The sequence below is a fragment of the Planktothrix rubescens CCAP 1459/22 genome (assembly GCA_904830895.1).
Classification (GTDB): Bacteria; Cyanobacteriota; Cyanobacteriia; order Cyanobacteriales; family Microcoleaceae; genus Planktothrix; species Planktothrix agardhii.
The window spans coordinates 1,594,984-1,609,906 of sequence record LR882958.1 but is presented as its reverse complement, the minus strand read 5'-3'; the positions used below and the strand labels follow the sequence as shown (position 1 = coordinate 1,609,906).

Annotated in this window: 11 protein-coding genes; 5 read left to right on the top strand and 6 right to left on the bottom strand. The window is 39.4% G+C overall.

The annotated features are described in order from the left end of the window. Positions 1-16: 16 nt before the first annotated feature. Positions 17-2,644 carry a DUF4912 domain-containing protein gene (locus NMG86_RS07500; RefSeq protein WP_498618219.1) on the top strand — a complete coding sequence of 876 codons (2,628 nt, stop codon included), beginning with the start codon at positions 17-19 and terminating at the stop codon, positions 2,642-2,644. A gap of 88 nt (positions 2,645-2,732) precedes the next feature. On the opposite strand, the gene NMG86_RS07495 is transcribed toward NMG86_RS07500, so the two are convergent. The 3 genes from NMG86_RS07495 to tmk are packed head-to-tail and all read right to left on the bottom strand — an operon-like array spanning position 2,733 to position 6,632. Then, on the bottom strand, positions 2,733-4,973 hold the full coding sequence (locus NMG86_RS07495) for an FUSC family protein (protein WP_026797352.1): 2,241 nt from the start codon (positions 4,971-4,973) through the stop codon (positions 2,733-2,735). 36 nt (positions 4,974-5,009) lie between these two features. Next, positions 5,010-5,972, bottom strand: a complete 963-nt coding sequence (locus tag NMG86_RS07490) for a DNA polymerase III subunit delta' (RefSeq protein ID WP_026787513.1) — start codon at positions 5,970-5,972, stop codon at positions 5,010-5,012. Between the two features lie 15 nt (positions 5,973-5,987). Beyond that, complete coding sequence (gene tmk / locus NMG86_RS07485) at positions 5,988-6,632, bottom strand: dTMP kinase (protein ID WP_026787514.1); 645 nt, start codon at positions 6,630-6,632, stop codon at positions 5,988-5,990. Positions 6,633-6,830: 198 nt separating this feature from the next. On the opposite strand from tmk, the gene NMG86_RS07480 reads away from it, so the two are divergent. Together NMG86_RS07480 and NMG86_RS07475 are read left to right on the top strand one after the other, a co-directional pair. Beyond that, positions 6,831-8,111 carry an RNA-guided endonuclease InsQ/TnpB family protein gene (locus NMG86_RS07480; RefSeq protein WP_199918694.1) on the top strand — a complete coding sequence of 427 codons (1,281 nt, stop codon included), beginning with the start codon at positions 6,831-6,833 and terminating at the stop codon, positions 8,109-8,111. A gap of 89 nt (positions 8,112-8,200) precedes the next feature. After that, positions 8,201-8,548: a hypothetical protein gene (locus NMG86_RS07475; protein ID WP_026787515.1), complete on the top strand. Its 348-nt coding sequence runs from the start codon at positions 8,201-8,203 to the stop codon at positions 8,546-8,548. A 31-nt stretch (positions 8,549-8,579) separates the two neighbouring features. On the opposite strand, the gene NMG86_RS07470 is transcribed toward NMG86_RS07475, so the two are convergent. After that, on the bottom strand, positions 8,580-9,158 hold the full coding sequence (locus NMG86_RS07470) for a PPC domain-containing protein (RefSeq protein WP_043937216.1): 579 nt from the start codon (positions 9,156-9,158) through the stop codon (positions 8,580-8,582). Positions 9,159-9,193: 35 nt separating this feature from the next. Beyond that, the gene (locus tag NMG86_RS07465) at positions 9,194-10,681 is read right to left on the bottom strand and encodes a trypsin-like peptidase domain-containing protein (RefSeq protein ID WP_026797351.1); all 1,488 of its coding nucleotides are present in this window, start codon (positions 10,679-10,681) and stop codon (positions 9,194-9,196) included. A gap of 509 nt (positions 10,682-11,190) precedes the next feature. Here NMG86_RS07465 and NMG86_RS07460 point away from each other — a divergent pair. Beyond that, on the top strand, positions 11,191-12,144 hold the full coding sequence (locus NMG86_RS07460) for an RRXRR domain-containing protein (RefSeq protein ID WP_337587927.1): 954 nt from the start codon (positions 11,191-11,193) through the stop codon (positions 12,142-12,144). 241 nt (positions 12,145-12,385) lie between these two features. Further along, the gene (locus tag NMG86_RS07455) at positions 12,386-13,663 is read left to right on the top strand and encodes a CBS domain-containing protein (protein WP_026797350.1); all 1,278 of its coding nucleotides are present in this window, start codon (positions 12,386-12,388) and stop codon (positions 13,661-13,663) included. A 5-nt stretch (positions 13,664-13,668) separates the two neighbouring features. Here NMG86_RS07455 and sbcD read toward each other — a convergent pair whose 3' ends face one another. Continuing rightward, positions 13,669-14,889, bottom strand: coding sequence for an exonuclease subunit SbcD (gene sbcD, locus NMG86_RS07450; protein WP_026787518.1), 1,221 nt, complete (start codon positions 14,887-14,889; stop codon positions 13,669-13,671). Positions 14,890-14,923: the final 34 nt, after the last annotated feature.

Here is a 14,923-nt window from a genome sequence, read left to right as displayed (position 1 = left end):
TGGAGATCACTCTTTTATGTCAAAGGAACGCCCACCTTTAGAAACTATGACACTGCGGCAACTTCGCAAAGTAGCAAGTGAATATGGCATTTCTCGCTATAGTCGAATGCGTAAATCTCAGCTTTTAGAAGCTATCGAGGAAATCGAAAGTCAGAAGTTTGGAACCCCTAATCCATCTCGCGCATTGGAGGCACAAGAAGAAGTGGAAGTTGCAAAGTTTTCTCTAGCCGGTCAGAACTATCAGATAGCTGATTCCCTATCCTCCGTGGATGAGGGTTTAGCCGACTTACCCGGTGGGTATGGTGAAAGCCAGATTGTCATGATGTCCCGAGATCCTGAGTCAGCCTATACTTACTGGGACGTTTCTAACGAACAGAAGGAAATGTTTCGACGCCAAGGAGGGCAACAGTTAGCCCTGCGGATTTATGATGTTACTGATATTGATTTAGACTCTCAAAGTCCCCATAGTATTCAAGAATATCCCCGTGATGAGTTAGCGAGGGAATGGTATTTACCCATACCAGTCAGCGATCGCGACTATGTTGTTGAAATTGGTTATCGCTGTGTTGACGGTCGTTGGTTAGAATTAGCTCGTTCTGCGGCGACTCGGATTCCTCCGGTTTATCCCACAGAATGGATTGACGATCAGTTTATTACCGTTTCTTGGGAAGAAGAATTAAAAGGGAAAACCTTCTATGAGTTCCCTGTCCCCAAAAAATCCTATGTTCTGGCTGGGGTTCATAGCGATGTATTTGGGTTATCCAAGGAAGCAGAATCCAAGCGGATTGCGGGTTCTTTCTTTGGTTCGATGCACCAAGTTGTTAAACCCGAAAAGGCTGTGAGTTCTTTTATATTCCCCTCCGGCGTGGGAATGTGGGCTTCAGGTGTTGGTGAAGTTCAGTCTGGTGTCGGTTTGGGTTACACCCAGTCCGGTGTTGGACAAACCCAATCGGGTATTGGTCTTTCTGGTGTGGGTCTAGGTATTGGTTATACTCAATCTGGTATTGGTTACACTCAATCGGGTGTGGGTTATACCCAGTCCGGTGTTGGACAAACCCAATCGGGTATTGGTCTGTCTGGTGTGGGTCTAGGTATTGGCTACACTCAATCTGGTATTGGTTACACTCAATCCGGTGTGGGTTATACGGAATCCGGGGCTGGATTAGGTTATACCCAGTCGGGTATTGGTCTTTCTGGTGTGGGTCTGGGTATTGGTTATACCCAATCTGGTATTGGTTACACTCAATCCGGTGTGGGTTATACGGAGTCCGGTGCTGGATTAGGTTATACCCAGTCGGGTATTGGTCTTTCTGGTGTGGGTCTGGGTATTGGTTATACCCAATCTGGTATTGGCTACACTCAATCCGGTGTTGGTTATACGGAGTCTGGGGCTGGATTAGGTTATACCCAATCTGGTATTGGTTATACCCAATCTGGTATTGGTTACACTCAATCCGGTGTGGGTTATACGGAGTCCGGTGCTGGATTAGGTTATACCCAATCTGGTGTTGGTTATACTCAATCGGGTATTGGTTACACTCAATCGGGTGTGGGTTATACGGAGTCCGGTGCTGGATTAGGTTATACCCAGTCGGGTGTTGGTTATACTCAATCGGGTATTGGCTACACTCAATCCGGTGTGGGTTATACGGAGTCCGGTGCTGGATTAGGTTATACCCAGTCTGGTGTTGGTTATACTCAATCTGGTATTGGTTACACTCAATCGGGTGTGGGTTATACGGAGTCTGGTGCTGGATTAGGTTATACCCAGTCTGGTGTTGGCTATACTCAATCTGGTATTGGTTACACTCAATCGGGTGTGGGTTATACGGAGTCTGGTGCTGGATTAGGTTATACCCAGTCTGGTGTTGGCTATACTCAATCTGGTATTGGTTACACTCAATCGGGTGTGGGTTATACGGAGTCCGGTGCTGGATTAGGTTATACCCAGTCTGGTGTTGGCTATACTCAATCTGGTATTGGTTACACTCAATCGGGTGTGGGTTATACGGAGTCCGGTGCTGGATTAGGTTATACCCAGTCTGGTGTTGGCTATACTCAATCTGGTATTGGTTACACTCAATCGGGTGTGGGTTATACGGAGTCCGGTGCTGGATTAGGTTATACCCAGTCTGGTGTTGGCTATACTCAATCTGGTATTGGTTACACTCAATCGGGTGTGGGTTATACGGAGTCTGGTGCTGGATTAGGTTATACCCAGTCTGGTGTTGGCTATACTCAATCTGGTATTGGTTACACTCAATCGGGTGTGGGTTATACGGAGTCTGGTGCTGGATTTGGCTATACAATGTCTGGGATGGGAATGTCTGGTATTGGGATGGGCGCTTCAATGCCTCCCATACGTCCCCGGGACTTCTGGTTAGTGGCCGATGCTGAACTAATTGTTTATGGGGCGACCGAACCTAGTGCTAACTTAACTATTGGTGGACGTCCGATTAAACTGAACTCCGATGGTACATTCCGGTTACAGATGTCTTTCCAAGATGGTTTACTCGACTTCCCGATTTTCGCCGTAGCCGCCGATGGAGAACAAACCCGTTCTGTCCATCTCAAGTTTGTGCGTGAAACCCCGGAACGTCGGACTAATACGAAAGAAGAAGCGATACCCGAATGGATTCATTAATTTGAAATCAATTTGAGATCAAACTGTTAACAATGTTAACAATATAGTTATCCAAATTATCCCCCCTCGATCTGATTTGAGGGGTTTTTTATTGGTTTAAACGGACAACGGTAGAATCAATAGAGTTGAGGGAATTGAGCATTTGATTAAGTTCAATTCCTAGAATGGTATAATCTTTTAAAATTTGACGGGTAGGGGTATAGTCTTGATCGGCAGCAAATTCTTGGAGGCGAGTTACTTGTAAGGTTTGTAAGTGGGTTTGTATGGTTTGAATTGAAGGTTCAAAAGTGGGTGAGGCAGGCGGTAAAGTTCCGGTTAAAATGGAGCTAATTAGAGGTAGAAAAAATTGATTAACTTGTTCAACAAAATTCGCTAATTCGGGATGGGGTTCAGTGCCACTAAAATGCTCAAGTTGTGCGAGTAAAACACTCACAGAACGACTAAATCGATGTAAATAAATTAATAGTGCTATTTTCGGTTCAATATCCGTGGCCGAGGTATTCGGATCACTGCTTAACTGTTGTAAGGCTGCTTGAGCATTAAAATAGGCTAAACGGGTTTTTTGTCGTTGTTTAATAATTAGGTTTAAATCATAAGGGATGGTTCCTAAATAAACCAATAAAACTGCATTAAAGTAATCTAAGGAAGCTGCGATCGCTTTGACTAATTTAACCGATAACTGTTCTTTTTCATTTGGTCTAAATAATAAAAATGCCCCGACAAAAGCTAAGGCTGACCCCACACAAGTCCAGAGAAAACGAATCATTGCGACTTGCCAATCTCCCCCCTGTCTACTCATTTCTGCTCCAATAGCAAATATAGAGATAAAGAATACAGCTAAACCATAATGAAAAGGAATTAAAGCAAATCCGATCACAATTGAACTTAAATTAATGGTTTGTAAAATTAATTGACTGGGAATTAGTAACCAAAAAATCGGGGTAACTATCGCGCCTAAAATTGTTCCTAACATCCGATGAAAAAATCGTTGAAAGGTATTGCCAAAACTAGGCTGTAATACCACTAAAATTGTAATAGTTAACCAATTTCCCTGGGGAAGTTCTGCTATACTATAAATAGCTACTCCAATTGTGGTCATGATACTTAACCGGAGTCCGTGACGAAAAAAGCTGGAGTCAAAGGTAAAATTATCTCGTAAAGAATCAAACCAAGATGGGGTTTTACTTCCTGATAATAATTCTGATTCTGCGGATAAAATTTTGTCTTTGGGGATACGATTAATTGATTGATTATTTTTGATTTGAATGACGGTGGATGCGGTAGAATCTAATTGAATAATAATGGTTTCTAAGGTAGAAATAATCTGTTCTATAACAACTAAAGCCGGATAATCTTCAGCATGATCGGCTATGGTTTTTTGTTGGAGTTGTTTTTGTTGGGCGATCGCAGTTACAATAGATTGTAAGTAACCTGTATCAACGGAAACCGATTTATTCCATAATAGTTTAACTAAATTTAGACAAAATGAAGCAATTTTTTCTAAAGCATCATTGACTAAAATACGGACAGTCACAAATTGAGGGTCATCTTGATGAAGTTGGACTAATTCTGTCACCGTAACAATGGATGTAATTAAATTATCCGCATCCTGAATTAAAATAATAGCTGACTCCCCTAACCTAGTATTTCCTAATCTTAATTTTCGGTCTAATGTCCAGGCTTTACGGGCATTCTGTAGGGTTTCTCTGAGTTGAATAACGTGTTTTAATTCTTGAGATTCAGATATATTTTTAGCTTGATTAATATATTTTGCAATAGCTTGATAACACTGACTAATTGATTCTTTTAAAGGAAGATAGGGATTTAATGGCCAAATACCCAAACACAATACTATTGTCCAAGTTCCAGCTATTAGACAAATAATCACTCTTTCACTGACAATTTCCCAACCTCCAGAGGGTAAATTTAGGGTAAATAAAGTAAACAAACCAATTACTATTCCAGACAAAACTCCTGGGTGTCCATATAAACTCATATAGCCGACTAAAAATAAACTACAAAATGAAAATATGAGTTTAAGTAATAGAATATGTGAAAGCAAGGTAGCCAAAGCAACGAATAAAGTGGAAACCAAAACTGTAAATAATAGAGAAATAGCCCTAGCCGAATAAAATCCCCCAGTATCACTCAACAGAAAAAATAAGCTATCCAGACCCACATAAAAACCCATATCAGAATGACCCGTTAATTTTCCAACGGCCAAGGCAACAGATAGGGCAATAGTTAATCTCAAAGCCCGGGCTAATTTGAGATTTCCACTGGGTTTGAATAGAAAACCAAATTGTTGATTTAAAAATTTTTTGTTCATAAAGAATTATATTGTCTATTGCCTATTATCATCTTTTCAAAATCGACTCATTAATGTACATTCCCAAACTAATCGAGGTTGCACATAACTTAATAAATATTGTCGAGTTTTTTCTAACTGTTTTAAGAAGGTTTGATCAATAATTCCGGTTTTTTGTTGATCTTGCCAATCACAATGTTGTAAATAATCAACTAACCAGAGTTGCGCTTCACTGTCCAAAGTTTGACTAATTTCCTTTGCTAACTCTAAAGCCAATCTTAAATTAGAGGGAGGCTTTTTGACTTTATTTAAAAATTCTACAGGAATAGTTTGTAATTGTTGCCAGTGGTAAATGGCTTGTCCGGGGCTTCCTTGTGCCATAGCTAAAATTTCAGCATGGGATATAATATCATCAAAATTATGGCGTTTTAGGACTTGAATCATGCCTGCATCTGTTAAACGGTAAAAGGGGATTTTAGCACAGCGAGAAACTAAAGTTGGCAATAAAGAATCAATGCCGGGTGCTATTAAAATAATTGTAGCTTTTCCTGGTTCTTCTAAGGTTTTTAAAAGTCCATTGGCGGCGGATTCCGGCATGGATTCCGCGTGTTCAACTACTACCATTAACCGAGATGCTTCTAGGGGAGGACGACTCAAAAATTGACTAATTTCTCGAATTTGTTCAATCCGAATTTGAGGGGGGGCTTTCCGTTTGACTCCAGCTTCTGTCGCTTCTTTGGGAGAAAGTCGTTTTCCCTGATGTAAATAGGTGGGTTCTACCCATAAAATATCCGGGTGATTTTTCTGCTGAATACGAGAATGAATCTGTTTTTGATTGACAGGTTTATCGGGATTTTGGCAAAATAGAAATTCAATAAAACAGTTAACAGTTAATGTCCGACCAATACCATCAACCCCGGCAAATAAATAGGCTGGAGCAATGCGATTTTGGGCTACAACTTGGGTTAATAACTCAATGGCGGCTTGTTGTTCAATTAATTGGTCAAAAAAGGTATTCATGTTATTTTGATCACCCTAAATTGCGAATCCCCAGGCTGTTAATTTTTGAGTTAAAATTAATTGAATTGTTTCTGTGACTTGATCAAGATTTAACATCCCATTAATCGGTATAATTCGCTCTGGGTGCTCTTGAGCTAATTGTTGAAATCCCTGTTGTACACGCTGATGAAATTCCAAATTAGCTTGTTCCATCCGATCCATTTTACCTCGATTTCGAGTTCTGGCGAGTCCGATTTCCACATCAATTTCTAACCAGATGGTTAAATCACTTTCTAACCCCTGAGTGGCAATTTGATTTAACTGATGAATTAAATTGAGATCTAAACCTCGACCATAGCCTTGATAGGCGATCGTTGAATCGGTGTAGCGATCGCACAAAATAATATTTCCCTGATATAATAAAGGCTTGATAAATCCCTCAATATGTTGGGCGCGGTCGGCGGCATACATTAATAACTCTGCCCGATTTTCGATGGGTTCATCCCCCTGATATTCTAATAATAACCGTCTTAACTCCTGGCCTAATAGCGTGCCACCAGGTTCCCGTGTGATGATCACCGGGGTATCTATCAGACCTTGTAACCAGCATTGGATACGTTGCATTTGAGTGGTTTTCCCCCCTCCTTCCACTCCTTCAAAAACAATTAATTTTCCCTGCATCTGTTAATTATCTCTTGGCATTCAAAACGTTGTATAAATATGATAAGGTCTGGAATGGATCATAAAAAAAGGATGGGAGTGTGGAAACTCAGTGTCTTGAGACCACCAGAGGAAACACGACCCAGGGGAATTTATTCCCCTAGAAATATTTAGTAATGCTATCATAAAGAAACCAACATGGTCGTGATAGTCGAGTCAATGACTAAAGCAAGTAAAACAATGGGAGTGCAGCAAATCTTGTTGTCTCCAGATCCAGAAACCCGTGCGTTGATAGAATATCTTTGTCAACAATCGGGTAAATTGTACAATACAGGGATTTATTTTGCCCGTCAAACGTTTTTTAAGACAGGTAAATTATTAACGGGAAAATTTGATTTAGCATTTGAACCATCGGTATCAAAATCTTTATTGGCACAATCAATGCCATCAACACCGATGCAGCAGACCCTAATGTCGGTAACAGAATCCTTTAAATCTTTTAAGAATTTGAGAGATTTACATAAAAAAGGTCAATTACATTTTCGACCTAAACCTCCTGGTTATTTAAAAGGTTCAAAGTTGTTCAAAGTTGCCTATCCCAATTCTGGAGGACAAAGACCAACATTGATTGATGGTCAACTTAGGTTTTCCCTGGGACTAACAGTTAAAAGATGGTTTGGGGTATCTGAATTTTTCTTGTCCATGCCATCAAATCTTGATTATTCTACTGTTAAAGAGTTTACGATTCTTCCTAAGAATGGTGCTTTTTATTTAGAAATGTCTTATGAAGTAGAGAAACAAAACCATGAATTAGATATTAATAAAGCCTTGTCTATTGATTTAGGTACTGCCGACAATTTAGCAGCTTGTGTTGATACCTTGGGAAATTCCTTTTTGATTGATGCCAGAGATTTAAAAGCTAAAAATCAACTTTGGAACAAAAAAGTATCAACTCGTAAAGAAGGTAAATCCCAAGATTATTGGGATAATTGGTTAGACTGTGTAACTCGTAAGCGCAATCACCAAATGCGTGACGGGATTAATAAAGCAGCAAAACTAATTATTAACCACTGTCTTAAATATGGTATTGGAACACTGGTAATTGGTTGGAATGAAGGTTTCAAAACTAATGCTAATCTGGGTAATTTGAACAATCAAAAGTTTGTCCAAATGCCTTTGAGTACACTAAAATCCCGTGTAAAACAACTTTGTGATGTACACGGGATTAGGTTTATTGAAACCGAGGAAGCCTATACTTCAAAAGCTAGTTTCTTAGATGGGGACTCCCTACCTAAATACGGTGAGAAACCGATGGGGTGGAAAGCATCTGGAAACAGAATTAAGCGTGGTCTTTATCGGACATCTGATGGTTTTGTTGTTAATGCTGACTTAAATGGTGCAGCTAATATTTTAAAAAAAGTATCGGGAAGATTAGGTTTGTCGCTTAATCAACTCAGTAGACGATATGCGGCAGTCGTAACGAGAATTAGATTAAACTAATTCTGTCTGCAGAATCTCAGCGTCTTCAGACCTGAGAGTGTCAATCCCTTTGAAGTTCTAATTAATTTATTGCACATCTGGAGTTCCCTATGGCCCGCTACACCGGATTTTTTGTTGTTAATGTCGGTCTCGAAGATATCCGACCGATGATGATTGATATTTTGAAATCCTGTAACCTAGAAATCACCTATCAAACACCGAGTTCTATTATTGCCAGGGAAAATATTGGTCAAGTGAGTGTGAATCAATTAGTGATTGCTGAAATAGTTTTTGATACCGCCACTGCGATGATAGACGAAACTAAAATGACTGTTTTTATTAAAAATGAATCCCTACCTTTACAAAGCCAGAATCACTGTCGAGACATTTTTGAACAAATCAGTCAATTAATTATTGATAATCGCTATTGGGTACTATTAGAAAGTATTGCTTTGTAGCAGAGACGCACCCTGGGCACGTCTCCCTTATTTACTTGATTTTGAGTAAATATTTTCCTTTACCTTTACTATCATAAGCATTAACAATCACTCGATAGGTTCCGGTTTTGGGTAAAGTGATCGTAATTTCAGCATTGGCATTGGTTTGACTGATATCATCGTGTTCTTGCAGTAATTCATTCTCAGAATTAAACAGGGCAAGATAGGGATCAAATTCAGAACTTTCTAATGAAATAGTGATTTGTTGACCTTCTTTTCCTTCAAAAGTGTATTCATCATACAAACTCTTATCCGACGCTAAAACTTGATCTCCTTCTTTGAGTTCACCTTGCTTATCTAATAATAGGGGAGCAGATGCCGGAGGGGTGAGTACCGGAGAGGGTTCTGGAGAGGGTTCTGGAGAGGGTTCTGGACTAGGTGAGGGTGTTTCCTCCACCGGAGGTTCAGGACTAGCGGAAGGTTCAGGATTAGGGGTTTCTTGGGCTAGGACTTTTTCAAGGACTAAACCCCTTAAGGGATAGGAATTAGAGACTTTGATAACGTCCAATAATGGGGTCTGAAGCACCGCGAATACACCCATTGTTGTTGTCCAGATTAACATTGATCGCATAAAAACCTCAATATGTGTGTGGGATGATTCAGTCGCTAACGGACAGTTAATAGATACTGACCTCGACCTGTTTTATCATAAGCATTGACTACCACTCGATACCGACCTGTGACGGGTAAAGTCACCCGAATTTCTGCGTTTTTATCAGACTGACTGGCATCATCATTTTCAGCTATTAATTTTCCCTTGGGATCAAATAATGCCAAATAGGAATCAAAATCTTGACTTTCTGAGCGAATTAAAATAGACTGTCCCTGTTTTCCTTCAAAGGTATATTCATCATATAAACTACCATCGGATGACAAAACAGAATCCTGATCTTCTAATACTCCTTTTTCATTTAAAATCAGTTGACCTGTTTCCGAATTGGAGGAAGATTCCGTTGCTTTCAAGCGTAAACGATAGACTCCCGCCTCTCCTGCCTCATAGGAATTAACTAATAAAAGATAAGTTCCATCCTTTGGTAAAGTGGTAGTAATTTTGGCATTTTTCTCTCCTCCCCCATCATCATCTTGAGCCAACTCCTCTCCATCTTCTGTTAACAAAATTAAATAGGAATCTATCTCATTACTATTCATTTCAATCGTTACCTGTTGACCCGCTTTCCCCTCAAAAGCATAAACATGATAAAAACTATTATCAACGGGTAAAACTTCATCTCCCTGTTTCAAAGTATCCGTCACTTCCGGGTCATTTAATTGAATTTGTTTGGCATTTTCCTTTTCAAAAGCCGGGGTTTCCGCCGTCGGGGTGCGAGATGCCCGTCCCTCTTTCACCGCTTGTAAAAATGGGGGAACCCGGTCAACGGAAATGGCAAAACCAATACCAATATTTCCCCCGCCCTGACCTCTGGTAAAAATCGCCGTATTCACCCCAATTAATTCCCCATCACTGTTCAGCAGGGGGCCCCCAGAGTTCCCTGGATTAATCGCTGCATCGGTTTGAATTAAATTACGGTTTTGGTCTAAACGACTAACAATTCCTACGGTTAAGGTATTTTGGAATTGGCCAAAGGGGTTGCCAATGGCAAAGGCCCGTTGCCCCACTTTCACCGAATTGGGACTAGCGATGGGAATAGTGGGTAAGTTTTGAATATTGCGAATTTTCAGCACGGCTAAATCGAGTCCAGGTTCTCCAAAGGCGATGACCTCTGCTTCTAACTTGCGGCCATCGGCTAGGGTGACGGTGACGGTGCCTCCGCCGGATACTACATGGGCGTTGGTTAATACTAAACCGTCGGGACTAATAATGGTTCCACTGCCATTAGTTTTTTTTGTATCAATGGAAACCACGGCGGGACTGGCATTTTCATAGACTTTAATATTGATTTCTTCTTCTTTATCAGCCGCCAAAATCAGAGGAGAATCAAAACCGTAATTAGAGATTAAATCCTTAGCAGGAAGGGAGGATGGGGGGGCAGGATAAATGGTTTTTGATAGGTTTGCATTGGCAACCGGAACATGAATTAAGGCTCCAATGGTCAACAGTCCCAATGTTGTTAATCGCAAAGATAAAAAATTCATTAATAATCAGGTTCTATAGATATCCCACCTAAAGTTTAATCAATTGAGAGGCTCTGGTGGCATCTTCAAGGGGAAGCGGGGCGGGTCTACCGCTTCAATTTTGAATCTAATCAACACTTCAACAAAAGGAAACTAGGGTTAATTCCCGACCTTCGGTCGCAACTCAACTTCTGATTTTAACGGTTCTTGGGGGAGAATGGGTAATTACCGCTCAACTAAACCTACTTAAATCTACTCAAAGGCTTAAAATATGATCTTAGAATTACCCTTGTTTGCGCCAAACCGCTAAATTCACCAACCTCGCCGTAAAACGGACGGGGATTGACCGAACCAATTCGGTTGACGCAAGAGGTGAATAGCCCGCAGAGCCGTTAGATGTTACAGACCTCCGAATACTTCCCTAGTTCGGATTCCCTCTAAACCTGATTGGTTCAGGTGTTGTTAAAGACAAGTCATATTTCTAACGGTGGGCAAAGGGACTATTAACTTAACTCTTGAGGATTATCTCCATGCAAAGAGTACCTGTAATATCTTCTAATAATCAACCTTTAATGCCGACTAAATCTAGTCGAGCTAGACGATGGATCAAAGAAGGTAAAGCTATTGGTAAATTTAACGATTTAGGACAATTTTATGTCCAACTAAAAGTTGAACCACTTGACGACAAAATTCAACCCATTGCTGTCGGTATTGATCCTGGGAAGCTGTACTCAGGAATTGGTGTTCAATCAGCCAATTTCACCCTCTGGACAGGACATCTTGAATTACCTTTTAAGAAAGTTCGAGAACGCATGGATAATCGACGAATGATGCGGCATGGAAGAAGGGGAAGACGGATTAACCGTAATATTCCTTTCAACCAAAGAGCGCATCGTCAAGTACGATTTTCAAACCGTAGGCAAGGTAAATTATCCCCATCAATTAGAGCTAATCGACAACTTGAATTACGAGTTGTAAAAGAGCTTTTTAAAATGTTTCCAATTACCGACATTTATTTTGAGTACGTCAAAGCTGATGTTGATTTAACGTCTGGACGGAAAGGAGCTAAATCAGGAAAAGGATTTTCAGCCGTTATGGTAGGTCAAAAACACATGGTTAATTGGTTGAGTCAATTAGCTACTGTACATACTATTTATGGTTGGCAAACATCTAATCTAAGAAAATATCTTAAGTTAGAGAAATCAAAAGACAAGTCAGAACAAACAGTCAAATCTCATGCTGTAGATGGTATTACTTTAGCTTGCTATTATTTTCTTGAGTATAAAGCTCATTTTTCTAGCAATACTCATGGACATAGTTGGCAAGGGAATGTAACGATAACGTCTTGTCCTTTTGCAGTAATTAAACGTCCTCCTATTAGTCGTCGCCAACTTCATTTAATGGTTCCTTCCCAGGGTAACGTTAGACGAAAATATGGTGGCACTACAACAGAATTTGGTTTGAGAAAAGGCGACGCGCGTTAATTCTCCAAAAGGAATTGGCTACGTTTCTGGTCAAACTAAAAAACAAATATCTGTCAGCGATGCTAACTGGAAACGGTTAGGACAGATAGCCTTTAGCAAAATAACCTTAATTAGACGTTCAAACGGTTTAATTATTACTTGTTAAAGAAATATAAAGCCGTCCTCCGCTTCGCTAAAGGCCTGTCCTGAGCCGTGAGCCAGTCGAACGGTCGAAGGGACGGGGTTTCTACCCAAATTTTCGATGAGCAGCCAATCTTCCATAACTTTTGATTCTACCTTAGCTTTTGTCCTTTCTCATGATTTTCGAGTCAGTTCCACCACTTTAGGAAAAGTTGTCGCTCAGAACTTCGCACAAAACCCTAATTTACCTGGAGTAATTGTCATGGATGAAACTCGTTTCTTGGGGATGATTTCACGGGCAAAGTTTCGAGAACAAATGAACACTCTACAGCGAGAAAATCTTTATTTGAATAGTCCTATTCAAGTGCTTCTTGACTATCTCAGAACTCCTCCTTTATTATTAGATCATAATTCTAAAATAGCAGATGCCGTTAATAGTGTATTAAATCGATCTAAAGAATTAATTTATGAGCCAGTTGTGATTGTTTGTGAAAATAATATTTTTAGAATTATTGATATTCAAGTGCTATTGTTAGCTCAGAATCAACTACTCAATTATGCTCAAAATGTAATTCAACAACAACAATCTCGAATTCAACAATCTTCTGAGATCATCAAAATCGAAAAAAATAAAGTTCAAAAATGCAGTAAATATTATCAAAGTAAACAAGAACTACTCAAGAAAAATTATAAAGATTTTTTGAAAGTCAAACAACAAGAAATTTTTGAAACAGCCCAAAAAATTACTGAGATTAATGAAAATTTTTTGCAAATTAGTCAGCTAGTTATTAAGGAAACAGACAAATCTTTTAATGAAATTGTTGTCAATACTAATTCCATTAATTCTAATACCAATCATATCCAAGAGATCAGTACGTCTATTGCTGATGATTTAGACTCAATGCACTCCGCTTCTAATTTAATTAATAAAATTATCCAACAAATTCGTCATTTAGCTATTAAAGGATCGATTGTCGCCTATCAATCCCAATCTACACCTCAAGGCTTCAATCAAATTAATAAAGAAATTAATCAAATGCTGAATCAAATTTTAAATATTAATCAGCAGATGAATAAGATGGCTAATCATTTTAAATTTCATGTTCACAAACTCCAAGATATTGCTCAAAATCAATCCGGTATTTCTCGCTCAGTTTCCTTGAAGTTAGAACGAGTGGAAATGGTGATGAAGGAATTAAAACACCTGATTGATAATTATAATCCTAATTTGATTATTTTAATTGTGGAACAAGCTAAGGATATTAGCCCTGAGTTGATTCAATTCTTAGATCATACTCCTGAGAAACAAATAAATTCAGACTCCAATGGTAAAGGTTTAATTGAGTTAATTGAACGAACTTTAAAACACCGAAATGATTCTCCCCCGTCTGAATCTTAATTCTATTATTCTCCCGCTAATAGCAGTTGAGCCGCTTCGATCATTTCGGTTTGAAATCCTAGTAAATCTTCCCGACTGGTTAAATAGGTTTTGAGCGCATCCAGGGGATCAATACTGCTACCAGAATCCAATTCAGGTAAACGAGGTCTGGCTAATTGGCTAACTAATTCCGGTTTAATCGTATAGCTATGGGCGGCACTCAAAAGCTGGTATAATTCTGTATTATTAATCAAATCTAATTGATCGGAACGCAGTTGATAAATTAACCGAACAACTGCATCTTGGATGTGATTTTTTTCAATCACTTTAATTAAGGTTTGGAGAGGATCATCAGATTTAGAAAGATCCACTTTAATCGTACAAAAAGATCGCACAGTTAACGGACAAAATTGCCATTTAACTTGACCTTTTTCGACTTCAATTAAAATAAATCCTTTGTCTTCTTTTTCTTCGCTAAAATCCACTCGCTCAATACTCCCTGGATAAATAACTGGGGGATCATTAGTCCGATTCAGATTTTGATGTTTATGGACATGACCTAATGCTACATACTCAAAACAAGAGCGAGTTAATAAAGACAGGGGAATATTAAATCCCTTACCAACAGCCAAAAACCTTTCCGCTCCTAAATTGGCTTTATCCGCCATCAAATGTCCTAATAAAATAGTTGGTAATTTCGGGTCTAATTGCCGAATTTCTCCTTCTAAAACGACAGTTAAACGATCAATTAAGAGTTGATTAACGGCTTCTAAAGATAATCCTTCTGTTTCGGGACGAGTTAATAAAGTTGACCGAGTTAACCAAGGTAAAGTAATAATTTGAATCGCACCGTTGCGGGTTTGAATCGTATGGGTTGCTAAACTATCCCCAACTACAAAACCGGGAACTCCTAATGTTCGATAAATCCCTAAACTGGCTCCCCCTTGTCCCTGGGAATGTTGATCATGATTTCCTACTAATAAAACCGTGGGAATTTCTGCATCCACTAACCGCCGAAATTGGGCGGCAAAGGCTTGTTTGACATAGGGGGCGGGAGTCGCATCAGGAAAGGCATCTCCGCCAAATAAGACCAAATCTACGGGTTCTGCGATCGCTCGATCAATACAGCGTCCCAAGGTAGCCGTAAAGTCCTCTAGGCGAGTATTTAAGCCCGTTTCAGGATTGATTTGTCCATGGGAAAAACCACTTCCTAAATGAATATCCGAAAGATGCAATATTTTAATCATTACTAAGTTTACTAAAGTTAATTAATCAGGACTT

What these genes read in the sequence shown, in the direction of transcription:
- NMG86_RS07500 (WP_498618219.1), top strand. Translation starts at nt 17, where the DNA reads ATGTCAAAGGAACGCCCACCTTTAGAAACTATGACACTGCGGCAACTT.
- NMG86_RS07495 (WP_026797352.1), bottom strand. Translation starts at nt 4,973, where the DNA reads ATGAACAAAAAATTTTTAAATCAACAATTTGGTTTTCTATTCAAACCC.
- NMG86_RS07490 (WP_026787513.1), bottom strand. Translation starts at nt 5,972, where the DNA reads ATGAATACCTTTTTTGACCAATTAATTGAACAACAAGCCGCCATTGAG.
- tmk (WP_026787514.1), bottom strand. Translation starts at nt 6,632, where the DNA reads ATGCAGGGAAAATTAATTGTTTTTGAAGGAGTGGAAGGAGGGGGGAAA.
- NMG86_RS07480 (WP_199918694.1), top strand. Translation starts at nt 6,831, where the DNA reads ATGACTAAAGCAAGTAAAACAATGGGAGTGCAGCAAATCTTGTTGTCT.
- NMG86_RS07475 (WP_026787515.1), top strand. Translation starts at nt 8,201, where the DNA reads ATGGCCCGCTACACCGGATTTTTTGTTGTTAATGTCGGTCTCGAAGAT.
- NMG86_RS07470 (WP_043937216.1), bottom strand. Translation starts at nt 9,158, where the DNA reads ATGCGATCAATGTTAATCTGGACAACAACAATGGGTGTATTCGCGGTG.
- NMG86_RS07465 (WP_026797351.1), bottom strand. Translation starts at nt 10,681, where the DNA reads ATGAATTTTTTATCTTTGCGATTAACAACATTGGGACTGTTGACCATT.
- NMG86_RS07460 (WP_337587927.1), top strand. Translation starts at nt 11,191, where the DNA reads ATGCAAAGAGTACCTGTAATATCTTCTAATAATCAACCTTTAATGCCG.
- NMG86_RS07455 (WP_026797350.1), top strand. Translation starts at nt 12,386, where the DNA reads ATGAGCAGCCAATCTTCCATAACTTTTGATTCTACCTTAGCTTTTGTC.
- sbcD (WP_026787518.1), bottom strand. Translation starts at nt 14,889, where the DNA reads ATGATTAAAATATTGCATCTTTCGGATATTCATTTAGGAAGTGGTTTT.